The organism is Serratia sp. YWN4 (assembly GCF_055790845.1).
In genome coordinates this window covers 1,700,397-1,715,613 of record NZ_CM147696.1, presented here as the reverse complement: position 1 = coordinate 1,715,613, position 15,217 = coordinate 1,700,397, and the positions used below count along the sequence as shown (strand labels likewise).

Below are 15,217 nucleotides of genomic sequence, written 5' to 3'. Positions count from 1 at the left end.
CTAAAATAATCATTGGAGGCTCATCATTAATATCAATCCACCTGATAACCTCAACGCCTGGTTTCATTTTTTTTGAAACGAAGCCATATTTAAACCGGAATAAAACCCGTTCGAATTATTATTAGTCAACCATTTTCAACCCGATTAACCCAGCTATTTTTATGAGTTAATAAACTCAAAAATAAATTGGTGAAATTCATACCCATTTTTCATCGCTGACTATAATCAATTTTGGCATCGCTATCGGTAATGCAGTAATGAACAAGCATCGGTAGGCATGCCTAATAATTAGCCTGATCATATATCTTTTATTTAAATAAGGATGATTTACTAATGAATGATACCTTTGCTGGAGCACAAGAATATAACCTGACTGGCTTTGCTTATGGTAATACAGGTGGAGGGGTGATCCCAGAAACAGATCCTGCCTATATAAAAGTGTATAGCGCCCTGGATTTTGCTACGGCCATTAGGGGGCAGAACCGATATAAAGTTATCGAAATCATGAATGACCTGGATCTGGGTTGGAACGAGATCCCAGAGGAGGTGAAAGTAGTCGCTGGCAGCAAGATGGTATCGCACAAAGCGCCATTGACCCATCCCGTCCTTATCCGAACCGGGGTGACTAAAATCTATATCGATGATTTTAAAAATGGCCTCACTATCTTCTCAGCCAACGGCGCCACGATAAAACATGCAGCCTTAGATATTAGACGCAGCAATAATGTGATTGTTCGAAACCTTGAATTTAACGAACTCTGGGAGTGGGATGAAAAAACCAGAGGGGATTATGATGAGCAGGATTGGGACTATATCACCCTTCAGGAAGATAATAAGGTCTGGATAGACCATTGCACATTCCACAAAGCCTACGACGGTATTGTAGACATGAAAGCAGGGACTTCCGGTGTCACGATTTCCTGGTCAATGTTCAAGAGTGACGATGGGGCTGCAAACGGTTGGGTTAGACAACAACTCAGCGCAATGGAGGCTAACCGTCCTCAATATCCGATGTACGATTTCATTCGCAAGCAGGGTATCTCTCAAGTGGATATTGCTGCGGTAGTACAAGGGCATAAAAAAGCCCACCTTGTTGGTGCCAATCCCATGGAGGCCAGCAATGCAGCTCTGCAACTGACGTTGCACCACAACTACTACCACAATGCGCAGGATCGTATGCCGCGTTTACGTGCGGGTAATGCACACGCTTTCAATATTATGATGGAGTGTTCGAGCAACTGGGAGGTGAAGAATCGTATTCCACCAGAGGCGGCAGCGCTCATTGCAGCCGAAGGTTTCCACTTTGATGTGATTAGCAACGGCTCACTGTCGACAGAAGGTGGTGCCCTCTTGATTGAACAATCCTACATCAATGGTGTTCGCTACCCCTTACGCAATAACCAACAGTCAGGCACTCCTCCCGCTTATACCGGCAAAATCAAAGCGGAAAACATCATGTATATATTGGGTGATCTGCAATTTAATGGCAGCAGCGATGATCCAGATAGCCCATTGGGCCCAAATCAAGCGCCAATCATTCCATTCGCCTGGAATGGTTTCACCTCTCTGCCATATGAATATCATCCAGAATACGTTCCTGCGATCGTTAACCGGCTGAATAGCCCAATCAACGGCGCGGGTGCAGGTATCCTGATATGGGATCGTCAGGATTGGTTGCGTACGAGTTATTAAACCGATCGGAAAAGCTGCTCAGCGGTAATAAAACCGGCTTTGCAGAAAAATAAGGATATAACCAACAGGAAATGACGTTAAACGCCATTTCCTGTTTTAGAAGTACCGATTAATTCTTGTCGAGGCCGTACAGCGCGGTGCGCATCCCGTCTTCCAGAATTACCCGCAGATTGGCGGTCACGGCAGCGGTCAGGCCCGGCACCGCATTGAGGTTTTGCTCCCAGTGATTCTCATCGGCCAACACGGTTTCCACCAAAGTGGTTAGTTGGATATCGCGGTGTGCAACCCCGGCCCACAGCGTGGCATAGCGCTCCAGCCAATGAGCATCATCCTGTAGCGGATAGTTGCCCAGTTGCCGTTCACCACGGTAAAACGCGATCAACGCCGCAAACGCAAAAGTCAGCCGCTTTGGCAGCACGCCGTTCTTCTGCTGGCCAGCCAATAACTGCGGCAGGATACGCGTGCGGAACTTGGTCATCCCGTTCAGCGCAATAGATAGCAGTTGGTGCTGAATGAACGGGTTACGGAAACGGTTCTGCACCGCTTCGGCAAACGGCCGCAGTTCTTCCTGTGGCAAATCGAGCACCGGCATGATCTCTTCGGCAATAGTGCGTGCCACAAAATCACCGACCTGCGTGTCGCTCATGGCTTCACCCACGGTATTCAGCCCGGCGAGGAACGCTACCGGCACCAGCGCGGTGTGCGCGCCGTTGAGGATCGCCACTTTGCGCTCTTTGTACGGCTTGATGTCGTCAACGATATGCACATTCAAATCGAGCTGATCCAAGTGCAGCTCTTTCGCCAACCACTGCGGCCCCTGAATCACGAACAGATAGAAATGCTCAGCCGTATCCAGGAAGCGATCCTGATAGCCCAACTGCTGCTGCAATTGCTCCTCTTCACCGCGCGGATAACCGGTCACGATGCGGTCCACCAAAGTGGAACAGAAGGTATTGCACTCATTCAGCCAGTCGCTAAACGCCTGCGGCAGTTCCCACTGTTGCGCATAGCGCAGCACATACTCTTTCAGCGTTTCACCGTTATAGTCGATCAGTTCGCACGGCAGCAGCACCCAGCCTTTGTCAGCGGCACCGGCGAAATGGCTGAAACGCTCATACAGCAAACGCGTCAATTTAGCCGGGAAACTGGCCGCGGGCGCATCCTCCAAGCGGTCTTGCGGCAGATAAGCGATGCCCGCTTCCGTGGTGTTGGAGAACACAAAGCGGATCGCCGGGTCACGCGCCAGCGCCAGATAACCGGTATAGTCCTGATAAACGTTTATTTCACGGTTGACGGAGCGAATCAGGCGCGGTTCGCAAACTGCCTCGCCCTGCTCATTCAGCCCACGAATAATAGTGGTGTACAAGCCATCTTGGGTATTCAGCGAAGGAGGCTGATCGCTATCGATCGGGCGCACCACCACTACACCGGCATTCAGGCCGGTGTGTTCATTCAATAAATCAATTTGCCAGTCGATAAAGGCACGTAAAAAGTTACCTTCGCCAAACTGAATAATACGATCGGGATAGTGTGCGCCAGGGTATTCACTGCGATTTAATTGTTTCATGATGGCTCCTGCATCCAGTAAAATAGAGTTAAAGTTAGCTAAAGCGAATAACGCCTTTAATCAGTTGTTTATTATTAATCACGTCTACTTCGTATTTTTCTGCCAAAGTGGCAAAGTCAAACTGGTGGGAAAGCATCATTTTTGCCGTTATTTTCCCTGCCGCCATGAGTCGCCCCACTTTAACGAAATCTTCTTTAGTGGCATTACGACTGCCCATCATGGTGGTTTCTTTTTTATGGAACTCCGGGTCAGAGAATTGCAAGTCCCCTTTAAATAAACCGACAAAGGTAATACTGCCGCCGTGGCGGATCAGGTTGACGCTGTGGTTCATCGCCTGCTGATTGCCGGTGGCATCAATGATTTTTGCCGCCAACATGCCATCAAACTGCGCCCGCAAGGCCGCTTCAAAGCCGCTGTCTGCCGGGTTCAACGTGGTCAGCCCAAGCACCTGCTCTACATGGGCACGGCGTTGCGCGCTGGTATCCGCCACCACCACTTTTGCCCCGTCCGCCTTGGCGATTGCCGCCACGCCCAGCCCGATCGGCCCCGCGCCCACCACCAGCAGATGATCGCCCTGCACTACCGCTGCACGCCGCAGCGCATGGGCACTGATGGAAAAAGGCTCAATCAGCGCCGCCGCTTCCGGCTCCACATCATCCACCGCCAGCAGATTGCTCACCGGCACGCTGAGATATTCACTGAAACCACCGTCCTGATGAACGCCGATCACCGAAATATTTTCGCAGCAGTTGGGCCTGCCGCTGTTGCAGGCACCGCAGTGCTGGCAGGAAACATAGGGGATCACCGCCACACGCTGCCCAATCTGCAACCCGCTGACGCTGCCACCAACGCTGACAATTTCACCGCAGATTTCATGGCCCAGCACCCGTGGGTAGCTGAAGAAAGGTTGTTGGCCCGACCAGGCATGGATATCCGTGCCGCAAATACCTACCGTGATCACTTTCAGCACCGCTTCGTGCGGGGCGGGTTGCGGGATCGGCCGTTGTTGATAAACCAGCTTGGTCGGTTCCTGACAAACTAACGTACTCATTGTGGCCATGATTTGCTCTCCTGTGATATGCCAGCTGTTATCAATGAAAAACAGGGACAACGGTTGCCTGACAACGAATATTTGTGAGTCAGCACAAAATAAACCGGTTTAAATTGGTTTTAAATGCGTAAAAAACCTTCCTTTGAGAAAAAACATGAGCAGAACCCAGAACCTGAGACAGAACGTGGTGAACCAGATGCTCGACGGCATCATCAGAGGGCATATCCGATCGCCGCTGCCCTCCCAGGCCGCGCTGGCGGAGATGTACAACATCAGCCGCACCACGGTGCGCCACACGTTGACACATCTCTACCAGCAGGGCGTGCTGGAGAAGGTCAACGATAACTATGTGATCCTGCGGATGCCCCTGGCAGAGGACGGTTTCGACTGCACGAGCCAATCGCTGGAGGAGCAGGTCAAGGCGTTTGAGAAAGCCTTCTTTCAGATGATCAACCAGAAACAGTTGCGTGCTGGTGATTCATTCACCGAACTGCAACTTTCACGCACGGTCAACGTCAGCCCGATGGTGGTCAGGGAATTCCTGCTGCGCTTTAGCCGCTACAATCTGATCGACAACGTGCGGCGCGGCCAATGGTGCATGAAAAAGCTCGATCAGAACTACGCCGAGCAGCTTTTTGAACTGCGCCAGATGCTGGAAACCCACGCCCTATCGCGCTTTATCAACCTGCCTGCCCAGGATGAACGCTGGCTGCAAGCCAAAGAACTGCTGAGCCGCCACCGTCAGTTACGTGACACCATCAGCGATAATTACCGGCTGTTCTCCGAGCTGGATCGGGATTTCCATGGTCTGATCCTGTCTGCGGCCAATAACCCTTTCTTCAACCAGTCGCTGGAGATCATTTCAGTGATCTTCCACTTTCACTACCAGTGGGATGAAACCGATCTCAAACAACGCAATATCATTGCGATTGAAGAACATATGGCTATTTTAAGCGCGCTGATCTGCCGCAGCGATCAGGATGCCGCCCGCGAGTTGCACCGCCACCTCGATACGGCCAAACAGTCGATGATTCGTTCTATCCAGCAGAATGCTGTCTAAAATTTTCTGTTTTTTATCGATAAAAAACACCTTAAAACGGTATTTAAAACCGATAAAAAACAGGAAAATTATAACTGCCGCACGGAACCGATTAAAAAAATCACCGCCGAACATTCTCGCCACCTAGGCTTATTTTCGCAAGGCTAACAAGACTGCTGTCACCCTACAAATTATCCTGGCTCATACCCAGGAATAATAAATATTATTAATGTGGAATGCCGGAGAAAAAAAGAATGGAAAAAATAAACACCATCAGCCATGGAAAGGAACAGGAGGAGAATTATGCCGATTCCATTCACCCGATGCCACTTGGCGGAATAATAGCGCGTTCGGCAAGAATTAAAAAAATCCAGACTACCGCGATGATTCTTTTATTTCTTGCGGCGGTAATTAATTTCCTCGATCGCAGTTCACTTTCCGTGGCGAACTCCACGATCCGCGAAGAAATGGGCCTGAGCGGCACGGAAATCGGCCTGCTGCTCTCGGCTTTTTCACTGGCTTATGGCATTGCACAACTGCCCTGCGGGCCGCTGCTGGATCGCAAAGGGCCACGCATTATGCTCGGCCTCGGGATGTTCGTCTGGTCGCTGTTCCAAACCTTCTCTGGGATGATCCATAACTTCACCCAGTTTATCTGGGTGCGTATCGGCCTCGGCATCGGCGAAGCGCCAATGAACCCGTGCGGCGTAAAAGTCATTAACGATTGGTTCAACATCAAAGATCGCGGTATGCCGATGGGTATTTTCAACTCGGCTTCCACCATCGGATTGGCCATCAGCCCACCGATCCTCACCGCCATGATGCTGCTGCTCGGCTGGCGTGGCATGTTCATCACCATCGGTGTAATGGGGATTGCGCTGTCCATTGGCTGGTACATGCTGTACCGCAACCGCCAAGACATCAATTTGAGTGAGCAGGAGCAAAACTATCTTAATGCTGGCAGCGTCAGCGCAGGCCGTGAACCGATGAACTTCAAGGAGTGGCGTTCACTGTTCAGGAACCGCACCATGTGGGGGATGATGATCGGTTTTAGCGGTATCAACTATACCGCCTGGCTGTATCTGGCCTGGTTGCCGGGTTATCTGCAAACCACTTACCATCTGGATCTGAAAAGCACCGGTATGCTGGCGGCGATCCCATTCCTGTTTGGTGCCGCAGGCATGCTGTCTAACGGGTTCGTCACCGATTTCCTGGTGCGCCGTGGCATGGCACCGCTCAAAAGCCGCAAAATCTGTATCGTCGCCGGTATGCTGTTGTCCGCCGCGTTTACCTCAATCGTGGCTCAGGCGACCACCACCACCAGCGCCGTAGCCCTGATCAGCATGGCACTGTTCTGCATCCACTTTGCCGGAACATCCTGTTGGGGGCTGATCCACGTGGCGGTCACTTCACGCATGACCGCTTCGGTGGGCAGCATTCAGAACTTTGCCAGCTTTGTGTTCGCCTCGTTCGCCCCGGTGGTCACCGGCTGGATACTGGATACTACCCATTCATTCAGCCTGGCTTTAACCATCTGTTCCTGCGTGACCCTTATCGGCGCGCTGTCTTATGTGTTTATTGTCAAACAGCCGATTACCGACAAAGCGGCCTGATAAGGTCATTATCTTCGGTTCACACCACCGCACTGCGGCAATTTAAACGGGCCGTTCAGGCCCGTTACCGATCATCAGAAACAGATCTCTTCTGCCGCAACCGCGCGGATCGGAATGCCAAAACTTTGAATATTCGACAGCGTGGCGTTGTGATGGGCGCGGATTTGCAACCCGCTGGCGTGCGGTTTGTCGTGGCTGGTGTGCGCATCTGCCGCCAGCACCACCGGATACCCCAGCCCAGCGGCGCGGCGGGTGGTGGTATCGACGCAGAACTCGGTGGAATAGCCGCAGATCACCAGTTGCATCACGCCGTTGGCAATCAATAGTTTGCCCAGATGAGTGCGCAGGAATGAATCCGGCGTGGTTTTATCTATGCGATGATCGCTGGCTTGCACCTGCAAATCGGGGTGAATTTGCCACGCGTCGCTGCCATGCAGCAGTTCATCATGCGCGGTCTGGTGCTGAATAAAAATCACCGGCACCCCAGCCTGGCGGGCGCGTTCGCTCAATTGGTTAATTCGCGCGATGACCGCATCGGCTTCTGCCGGTGGCGGTACAAACAATCCTTTCTGCACATCAATAATCAACAGCGCTGATTTCATGACCCTCTCCGTTAGTTTTATGCCCGCCTCATACTATGCCAAATCACGATCGGCCAGAAAGAAAAAAACCACCGGCACTCAGGCGGGTGGCTTATCTGGTGATTCTTACGCTTCAGACGATCACGCCAGCGGTTGCCGCGGGCGGAAAATATGGTCAACCCCTTGTTCACGCAGTTTGTTCACCAGTTCGTACCCGCCGTTCGGGGTGGCCTGCGCCCGTTCACGTTCAGTGGCAAACACCGGGCTGGCCCAAAAGATATTCACCGGATCGCCATACTGCTGCGGTAGCACCAAACGCCCATTGTCAGGGTAAAACGAGGAAGAAAGCACATAGCCTTCATAACCCAGCGGAGCCACTTCAGACACCAGCGTATGCCCTTCGCCGAACCAGGTGAGCTTCGCCCAAGGCACATGCGCAAAACCTGCCAGCGCACTGGCCATCTGAATGGCATACTCTTCGGTCAGATACTGCCCATCAATGGCGATACCCATTTCCATGCGGCGATACTGTGAGGCATCGTCATTGAACAGGATCTCCACCCACGGCATCGGCCGGATGCTGACCCCGATGGTCAGAAAATAGTAAATACCGTCGCGCTCATGCTGGGTGATGGCCATCGGCGGCCACTTGCCCTGATCGATAGCGTAATACTTCACCGAAGGGCCAAAATGCTGTGCGTAACGCGCCTGATACTCACTTTGCATTTTCGGCCACGGGTTGCCCTCTTCACGCTGCCAACTGCGCCAGAACTGCCGGGTATTATCCGCCAGCGCATATTGGGTATTGGTCGAGGCACAGCCCAGCGGGTAGGCCAGCGCGCTTTCTTTGATACAACTGGCGGAATAGCATACTGAGTGATCGATATACAGGCTCCAACCGGGTATCACCGCCAGCAGTTGGCCGTGATACCACAATGCGGCACCATCATCGCTTTCCGCCCAGATCACCGTCAGCCCTTCTGCCTCCAGCGGCGCTTCCCCGGCCGGATTGCGGCAATACTCAGCGGCCAGCATCGGTGGCAGCCCGGCTTCCAGCGCAGCGCGATCTTCCTGCAAGGGAGCAAGGCCCAGGTTGCGCAGCCAGCAGGCCCGCACCTGAAAACGCTCCGCCTGTTCTTCCGTGGGGTAGATATAAAAATAGGCGGCACGACTGTCTTGCTGAACCACCGCGACCAGTGTCTGGTTCTCATTACTCACTTCAGCAAGTAGGGTTGACTCGTTCATATCACCTCAATCAGATTACGGCGCAGAATAATGCTGCGCACTATACCCAAATATAGCGGTGTGGCACAGATTCTGCTGGCCGAGATGGCGCGTTAACCCGCCGTTTTCGCCATCCGCCGCATCGCCCGCTGATAAGCACCATTGCGCACCGCAGCACGTAACACCCGCCCGACACCGCTGGCCCCAACGCGTACCAGCCGCCGTTTTAGATTCCCCGGATTGTACCCCAACTGCTGCTGCGCCCAATCGGGCAACAGATCGATGCCCGCCTGCATCACCAAAGCACCAAACGGCCGCGCCAGCGCACTGGGAGCCGGTGCCGCCAACAGAATACGTGCCACCTCCAGGGTACGTTCATCACAGACCAGCTGCGGGCGCATCTGTTGCAGATAATCGGCCACCGCCGCGCATGAAGTAGGAACCTCACGCGCCCCCAAGGCTTCGGCGACGCGGGCTGCTTCGCGGTAATACTCATCCTGTTTAGTGAGGGAAAGATGCGGATTGCGGTAACGCAGGTGTGAAGCCAGAAAACGGCTGCTTTCTGCCACATGCACCCAGGTCAGCAAATAGGGATCGCTGGCAGCATAGGGTTCACCACGGCTATCCGCGCCCTTGACCTGCAAATGGATGGCTTTAACCTTGGCGATCAGGCGTTCGGCCTCCGCCGTCGGGCCAAACGTGGTGACAGAGATAAACTGGCTGGTGCGGCGCAGGCGGCCCAGCATATCCTCGCGGAAATTGGAGTGATCCCAGACTCCGGCCAACGCCAGCGGATGCAGCATCTGTAGCAGCAGCGCGCTGACGCCACCGCACAGCATTGAGGTGAAGTCGCTGTGGACCTGCCAGGTCACCGACTGCGGGCCAAACAGCCCTGGATCGCCGCGCGGGTTCTCAAAATCGACTCCGCCGAGTGCCAGCCCGGTCAGGCTGAGCACCTGTTTTTCAATCGCAGCGCGTAGCATTTCCATCCCACCACCCTTCTCTGTTCAGCCCATCCAGCCCAATAATCTGAACCACAGGTAATCCAGCGGCACCAGCAGCCCAAAGGTCAACGCCGCCAGCAGCAGGCACAGCTTCAATCCTTCACGCGGCGGCACTTTACCCATGCCCATCGCCACCACGATCGGCGATGCCTGATACGGCAGCAGCGGCGTAGCGTAACCGATCACCTGCGTCATCAGCACCGTGATCAACGGCAGGCCGCTGCCATCCGCCAGCACCTGCGCCAATGGGGTGAACAAGGCGGGCACACCGTTGGCCGTCACAACAAAATTCAGCATGGTGGTGATGCCAATCAGTGACGCAAAGGCGACAAATGGTCGATCCGGATTTTGCGGCATCACGCTCAGCAACGCATTCCCTAACCAATCGCCCAGCCCGGAATGGCTCACCAGCGCCGTCAGCCCGAGGATCCCCGCCACATAAATACAGGTGCGGATGTTGACCCCGGCCGCAAATTGCTCACCGGTCAGGAAACCGATGCGCGGTAACAAACAAAAACAGGCAGCGGCCAGGCCAACCCAGGCCGGGGCAATATCATGCCAGCGATCGGTGAGCCACAGCAGTACCGTGGCCAACAGCAACAGGATTAACCGCCATTCCGCCGCGCTGAGCGCAGCCTGCTCCGGCATTTTCTCCACTTTCTGCGGGGTAGCACGGAACAGCCAGCAGATACACAGCGTCAGCAGCACGCCCTTTGCGATTCCAAGTATGGGCGCGTGCAGCATCAGATAGGCAATATAGGTGAAGTGAATACCGAAGGCGCTTTCTGCCGCCCCGCTCATCACCAGATTAGGCACGTTGGCAGGCAAGATGCTGGCAGACAGTTGAAAAGTGCCAAAACCCACCGCCAGTGCCAAACCAAAACGGCCACGTGAGCCTTCCGCCAGCCCGGCGCGCTCCGCCAACGCCATAACGATCGGCATCAGCAGGGTAATGCGCCCCATATTCGATGGCATGACAAACGCCAGCGCATAGCTGATCGCCACCACGCCGCCCACCAAACGTAACCAGGAACCGGCCAGATGAGGCAAAATGCGGTTGGCAAGCCGATCGGCCAACCCGGTGGAGCGAATGGCGGTGCCCAAAATAAACCCGCTCAGCACCAGCCAAAATGCCGAAGAGGCAAAGCCGGAAAACACCACACCGGCCGGTGCCAGTTGTAACAACATTACCGCGGCAAAAAACAGCAGAGCCACCAGGTATTCAGGCAAACGGGACGTCGCCCACAGCGCGATCACCACCAGGGTAACCAACGCAGAAACTCCCATTGGATGCCACATCATGCCCGTTACTCCCTGTTTAACGTTGTTCTTTTGTTATCAATAGGTTGTATATTCACACAAGGACAAGGGCTGTTTGGTGAAGACGCTCACAATTCAACGAGCCATACTGATTCATATTAATATGGTTGCCGCCATTTTTAGCGCACCTCAAGTGGTTATCGTAAGGAATATTTAGACGCTGAAATCAATCAGAATATTATTAAAAAAGTTACCAGGCACCGAGTAATGCTCTTTCAGACATCCCATATTGACAGCACTCTATCTTTAGTGCCAACGTAACTAAATAGATACGCTCATTCAGACAAAAGATAATCATCTTAGACTGAAAGCATTAGTCAGTAATATCACTTAATGGAGAATGTATAGCAGATTAAATCGAAGTAATAGGACAGTTAAAAACCAAATAGTGGAACTGGTGGTATCAAACATTCTGACTGCACCGCCTCCAAAAATAGATAAGGATTAATTAAATTTCATTATAACCATAGGATTTGATTATGAATGTTAGGCTTTTTTCAAGTTCCCTTTTACTCATCTTCTTAAGTTACCTTTTTTGTGGCTACGCAAGTGCAGTCAGTACAGGCACACTTACGGTGAAGTTTGGTCAGACAACGGAGGATTCGTATAAGGAAACTCACCCTAATGCCGTAAAAATAGGTTTTAATAAAGAGCTGAAAGGTAACATCTACAAAGAAATGCCTAACGATCACAAAGATGTACGTAAAGACATCGTTTTTGAAGACCTCGGAAATGTTTATGTTTTGTTTGATCAGAATAAGAATTTAGTCGCGTTACAAATGCAATTTAAAAGTGATTACTTTGGTATTCTCAGTACCACTCTAACTAAAAAATACACTGAGATCATAAAGAAAAAATCACTTTTCGGTAGCAACTACATGGAGCTGTACAACGAGGGTGTTTCTATTTATCTGGTAACCCCTTCTTTCTTCTCAAACACCTCGCTATTCTTTGTAAGAACCAAAGAGAAAGAGGAGCTTTTAAAAACCATCCCCAATAATATGCTTGAAAACGAGAGTAAGATTCTGAATTTCATCGTGAAAAAATGTTTTCCGCTACAATAGCGTTATTAAGCAGGCCAACACGCCACCGCCAAGGTCAGATAAAATTACGTGCAGGCTATATAGATGAAGAGTGCTTTACCGCTGGCGTAAAGGCTCTCGCCTCACCCAGCGTAATAACCTGACGCTGCCAAGTAGCCATGCTCTTATTCCCCTTTTACCTAAAGTAGCCCATGCTATACCCGATTAACTTGAAGACGCTTGCTTTAGCACCTGAAAATTGTCATTCAGCCGGGACGATAATGAACCCGCCATCTCAGGGAGCGTTGTCGTAAAAAAGTTAAATATAGCCGTTCGGAAATCAGGCTTACTGGCAAAGTAACGGTTGTTCCTTGCACATTCGTGCATCAGCTTCCATAACCGTTCTATGGGATTCAAGTTGGGGCTGTAAGGTGGCAGGGAATGCAATTTTATATTGCAGACAAATGCCCAATCTTTGACCAGGTTTGTTTTGTTATACCCCGCGCCATCCAGAATAATATGAATTGGCTGCTTATAGTCGGGATAACATGTTCTTATCTCATTGAAAAATTGACAGATAGTGTATTCATTAATCGTTTCGTAATCATGAATGACTGGATGGGCAGCATCATTCAGATCCAGCGCGCCCAGAATGTTCATCCGAGTACGGCTTCCTGTTGTTTCAACAGTCTTTTTTTCCCCTTTTTTTATCCAGCCGAAGCTCAGTTTTGTCGCCTGAGTCGGATGCACTGCATCCAGAAAAAGGATCGGTTCACCTCTCGTGGCAACTTTTAATTCTTCATAATATTCAATGAACTGTTGCTGTTTCTCTTCACTGAATTTATGGGGTACGCCTGAGGGTTTCTTATAGCTGAAGCCATGCCGGTGCAGCCATTTGTTCATTCCTGGGACGCTGTATATGACACCCCATTTTTGTGCCACGTAGGCCACAATCTGGACAGTATGATGGAATAAATGTTGAGTTAAGTGGCTGATAAGCTGTTCGGTTTTTTCTGTGCTGAGCATGCCATCAGAGCCACCATTTTCGGGTTTCAACTTCCCTTTATTCAGATATTCGCTGATATGGTGGTCAACAGTGGTCTGATGCAGGCGCAGAGCCTGAGCAATCATGACCGAACTCCAACCTTCGGAGGCGAGAAGTACGGCTTTAATACGATCGCAAACGTGTTTGTCCCGGCTGGAATCATGCCGGCGTTCGAGTTCGATTTTTTGCTCAGCGGTGATAAATATCTTCATGGGATGAAAGCATGATCCTCTTCATCAACAAAATCAAGCATCTTCAATGATCACGGGTATATACCCAAAATAATTCGAGTTGCTTGTAGGCGGCAACTGAGGGAAGCCCCAGGAGCTTACTCAGGTAAGTGACTGGGGTGAACGAAGGCAGCCAACACCCAAGCAACTTGAAGTATGACGGGTATAAAGCCTGATAACGGTTATTGACTGTGCTTACTTTCTTTTTCTGGCTAACTGGGATGCTGGCTCATGACAAAAAAAACCACATTGCTGCAATTTTTCCATTGGTATTACCCTGATGGCGGTAAATTGTGGCAAGAGACCGCCGAGCGGGCACCCGCTCTGGCCAAGTTGGGCATCACGGATCTCTGGTTGCCACCGGCCTATAAAGGGGCCTCTGGGGGGTATTCGGTGGGTTATGACTGCTACGACCTGTTCGACTTGGGTGAATTTGATCAAAAAGGCACTCGCGCCACCAAATACGGCGATAAACAGGCGCTGGTTCATGCCGCCACCGTGCTGCGTGACCACGGCATACGGGTGATTCACGATGTCGTGTTCAACCACAAAATCGGCGCCGATGAAAAAGAGTCGGTGCATGTCTATAAGGTCGATCCCAATAACCGTAACGATATCGCCGACGAAGGCATCGACGCGCTGGCCTATACCCGCTTCACCTTCCCTGGGCGAAAAGGGGCCTATTCTACCTTTATCTGGGATTACAAATGCTTCAGCGGGATCGATTACATCGAACAGCCGGAAGAAAAAGGCGTCTTCAAGATCGCCAATGACTATGGCGATACCGGTTGGAACGATCAGGTTGACGGCGAGAAAGGCAATTTTGATTACCTGATGGGAGCCAACGTAGAGCTGCGCAACACCTCCGTCGCCGAAGAGCTGAAATACTGGGCACGCTGGCTGATGGAAACGCTGCCCTGCGACGGGTTCCGTCTGGACGCCGCCAAACATATCCCGGCCTGGTTCTTTAAGGAATGGGTCGATCACGTGCGCAACGTGGCACAGCGCGATCTGTTTATCGTGGCGGAATACTGGTCACACGATCTGGCGACGCTGCAACAGTATTTGGATCTGATAGATGGTAAAGTCATGCTGTTCGACGTGGCGCTGCACCTGAAATTCCATCTGGCATCGAAGCAAAGCGATCAATTCGATATGGCACAGATCTTCACCGATACGCTGACCGCAGCCGATCCGGCCCATGCGGTGACGATGGTCGCCAATCACGATACCCAACCGTTGCAGGCGCTGGAAGCACCGGTCGAGCCCTGGTTCAAACCGCTGGCCTATGCCCTGATCCTGCTGCGTGAACAAGGCGTTCCCTGCGTGTTTTATCCGGATTTGTACGGGGCCAGTTATACTGACAAAGGTGATGATGGCGGTGATTATCATATCCAACTCTCCATTATCCCTGAATTGGAAAAGCTGATCCAGGCGCGCCAGCGTTTTGCCAATGGCGCGCAGATTGACTATTTTGACGACAAAAACTGCATCGCCTTCAGCCGCAGTGGCACCGCCGAAGCCCCTGGCTGCGTGGTGATACTGACTAACGGGGTAGCAAGCAGCAAAACCATCGCCTTGGGCGAAAATTTTGCGCATAAATCCTGGCGCGACTTCCTAGGCAACCGTCAGGACGATATCATGACCGACGAACAGGGCAACGCCGCCTTCCCGGTCAACGGCGGCAGCGTTAGCCTGTGGGTATTGGCAGAATCAATGTAAACTCTGGCCGGTGTGGCAGCATTTGATATCATACCGGCGGTAAACTCACTTTTGCCTTTCTGGTCTAAATTACGGTATCAGCATAAGCAAACCATTCACACCAGAGC

The 15,217-nt window shown here is 51.8% G+C and carries 12 protein-coding genes; 5 read left to right on the top strand and 7 right to left on the bottom strand.

Going from position 1 to position 15,217, the window contains the following annotated elements; translation table 11 throughout:
* The first annotated feature begins 333 nt into the window (after nt 1–333).
* Nucleotides 334–1,692: a pectate lyase family protein gene (locus ACX9GT_RS08045; RefSeq protein WP_473190589.1), complete on the top strand. Its 1,359-nt coding sequence runs from the start codon at nt 334–336 to the stop codon at nt 1,690–1,692.
* 109 nt (nt 1,693–1,801) lie between these two features.
* On the opposite strand, the gene ACX9GT_RS08040 is transcribed toward ACX9GT_RS08045, so the two are convergent.
* Both ACX9GT_RS08040 and ACX9GT_RS08035 read right to left on the bottom strand, forming a co-directional pair.
* Nucleotides 1,802–3,259 carry a tagaturonate reductase gene (locus ACX9GT_RS08040; protein WP_473190588.1) on the bottom strand — a complete coding sequence of 486 codons (1,458 nt, stop codon included), beginning with the start codon at nt 3,257–3,259 and terminating at the stop codon, nt 1,802–1,804.
* Nucleotides 3,260–3,293: 34 nt separating this feature from the next.
* On the bottom strand, nt 3,294–4,319 hold the full coding sequence (locus ACX9GT_RS08035; RefSeq protein ID WP_473190587.1) for a zinc-binding alcohol dehydrogenase family protein: 1,026 nt from the start codon (nt 4,317–4,319) through the stop codon (nt 3,294–3,296).
* Between the two features lie 145 nt (nt 4,320–4,464).
* On the opposite strand from ACX9GT_RS08035, the gene ACX9GT_RS08030 reads away from it, so the two are divergent.
* Nucleotides 4,465–5,370: a GntR family transcriptional regulator gene (locus ACX9GT_RS08030; RefSeq protein ID WP_473190586.1), complete on the top strand. Its 906-nt coding sequence runs from the start codon at nt 4,465–4,467 to the stop codon at nt 5,368–5,370.
* Between the two features lie 302 nt (nt 5,371–5,672).
* Entirely contained in the window at nt 5,673–6,962 is a 1,290-nt protein-coding gene (locus ACX9GT_RS08025; protein WP_473191534.1) for an MFS transporter, read from the top strand.
* 74 nt (nt 6,963–7,036) lie between these two features.
* On the opposite strand, the gene ACX9GT_RS08020 is transcribed toward ACX9GT_RS08025, so the two are convergent.
* The 4 genes from ACX9GT_RS08020 to ACX9GT_RS08005 all read right to left on the bottom strand — a co-directional run bounded on the left by ACX9GT_RS08020 (nt 7,037) and on the right by ACX9GT_RS08005 (nt 11,073).
* Nucleotides 7,037–7,564 (bottom strand): cysteine hydrolase family protein, encoded by a 528-nt coding sequence (locus ACX9GT_RS08020; RefSeq protein ID WP_473190585.1) that lies wholly within the window; start codon nt 7,562–7,564, stop codon nt 7,037–7,039.
* 120 nt (nt 7,565–7,684) lie between these two features.
* Nucleotides 7,685–8,788: a suppressor of fused domain protein gene (locus ACX9GT_RS08015; protein WP_473190584.1), complete on the bottom strand. Its 1,104-nt coding sequence runs from the start codon at nt 8,786–8,788 to the stop codon at nt 7,685–7,687.
* 92 nt (nt 8,789–8,880) lie between these two features.
* Complete coding sequence (locus tag ACX9GT_RS08010; protein WP_473190583.1) at nt 8,881–9,756, bottom strand: oxygenase MpaB family protein; 876 nt, start codon at nt 9,754–9,756, stop codon at nt 8,881–8,883.
* Between the two features lie 18 nt (nt 9,757–9,774).
* Entirely contained in the window at nt 9,775–11,073 is a 1,299-nt protein-coding gene (locus ACX9GT_RS08005; protein ID WP_473190582.1) for an SLC13 family permease, read from the bottom strand.
* A gap of 497 nt (nt 11,074–11,570) precedes the next feature.
* On the opposite strand from ACX9GT_RS08005, the gene ACX9GT_RS08000 reads away from it, so the two are divergent.
* Nucleotides 11,571–12,155, top strand: a complete 585-nt coding sequence (locus tag ACX9GT_RS08000; RefSeq protein WP_473190581.1) for a hypothetical protein — start codon at nt 11,571–11,573, stop codon at nt 12,153–12,155.
* A 183-nt stretch (nt 12,156–12,338) separates the two neighbouring features.
* On the opposite strand, the gene ACX9GT_RS07995 is transcribed toward ACX9GT_RS08000, so the two are convergent.
* Nucleotides 12,339–13,370 (bottom strand): IS630 family transposase, encoded by a 1,032-nt coding sequence (locus ACX9GT_RS07995; protein ID WP_473187389.1) that lies wholly within the window; start codon nt 13,368–13,370, stop codon nt 12,339–12,341.
* 249 nt (nt 13,371–13,619) lie between these two features.
* Here ACX9GT_RS07995 and amyA point away from each other — a divergent pair, with 249 nt between their 5' ends.
* On the top strand, nt 13,620–15,110 hold the full coding sequence (gene amyA, locus ACX9GT_RS07990; protein ID WP_473190580.1) for an alpha-amylase: 1,491 nt from the start codon (nt 13,620–13,622) through the stop codon (nt 15,108–15,110).
* The last annotated feature ends 107 nt before the right edge of the window (nt 15,111–15,217 follow it).

Coding starts and splice junctions, on each gene's coding strand:
- ACX9GT_RS08045 (WP_473190589.1), top strand. CDS start 334: ATGAATGATACCTTTGCTGGAGCACAAGAATATAACCTGACTGGCTTT.
- ACX9GT_RS08040 (WP_473190588.1), bottom strand. CDS start 3,259: ATGAAACAATTAAATCGCAGTGAATACCCTGGCGCACACTATCCCGAT.
- ACX9GT_RS08035 (WP_473190587.1), bottom strand. CDS start 4,319: ATGGCCACAATGAGTACGTTAGTTTGTCAGGAACCGACCAAGCTGGTT.
- ACX9GT_RS08030 (WP_473190586.1), top strand. CDS start 4,465: ATGAGCAGAACCCAGAACCTGAGACAGAACGTGGTGAACCAGATGCTC.
- ACX9GT_RS08025 (WP_473191534.1), top strand. CDS start 5,673: ATGCCACTTGGCGGAATAATAGCGCGTTCGGCAAGAATTAAAAAAATC.
- ACX9GT_RS08020 (WP_473190585.1), bottom strand. CDS start 7,564: ATGAAATCAGCGCTGTTGATTATTGATGTGCAGAAAGGATTGTTTGTA.
- ACX9GT_RS08015 (WP_473190584.1), bottom strand. CDS start 8,788: ATGAACGAGTCAACCCTACTTGCTGAAGTGAGTAATGAGAACCAGACA.
- ACX9GT_RS08010 (WP_473190583.1), bottom strand. CDS start 9,756: ATGGAAATGCTACGCGCTGCGATTGAAAAACAGGTGCTCAGCCTGACC.
- ACX9GT_RS08005 (WP_473190582.1), bottom strand. CDS start 11,073: ATGATGTGGCATCCAATGGGAGTTTCTGCGTTGGTTACCCTGGTGGTG.
- ACX9GT_RS08000 (WP_473190581.1), top strand. CDS start 11,571: ATGAATGTTAGGCTTTTTTCAAGTTCCCTTTTACTCATCTTCTTAAGT.
- ACX9GT_RS07995 (WP_473187389.1), bottom strand. CDS start 13,370: ATGAAGATATTTATCACCGCTGAGCAAAAAATCGAACTCGAACGCCGG.
- amyA (WP_473190580.1), top strand. CDS start 13,620: ATGACAAAAAAAACCACATTGCTGCAATTTTTCCATTGGTATTACCCT.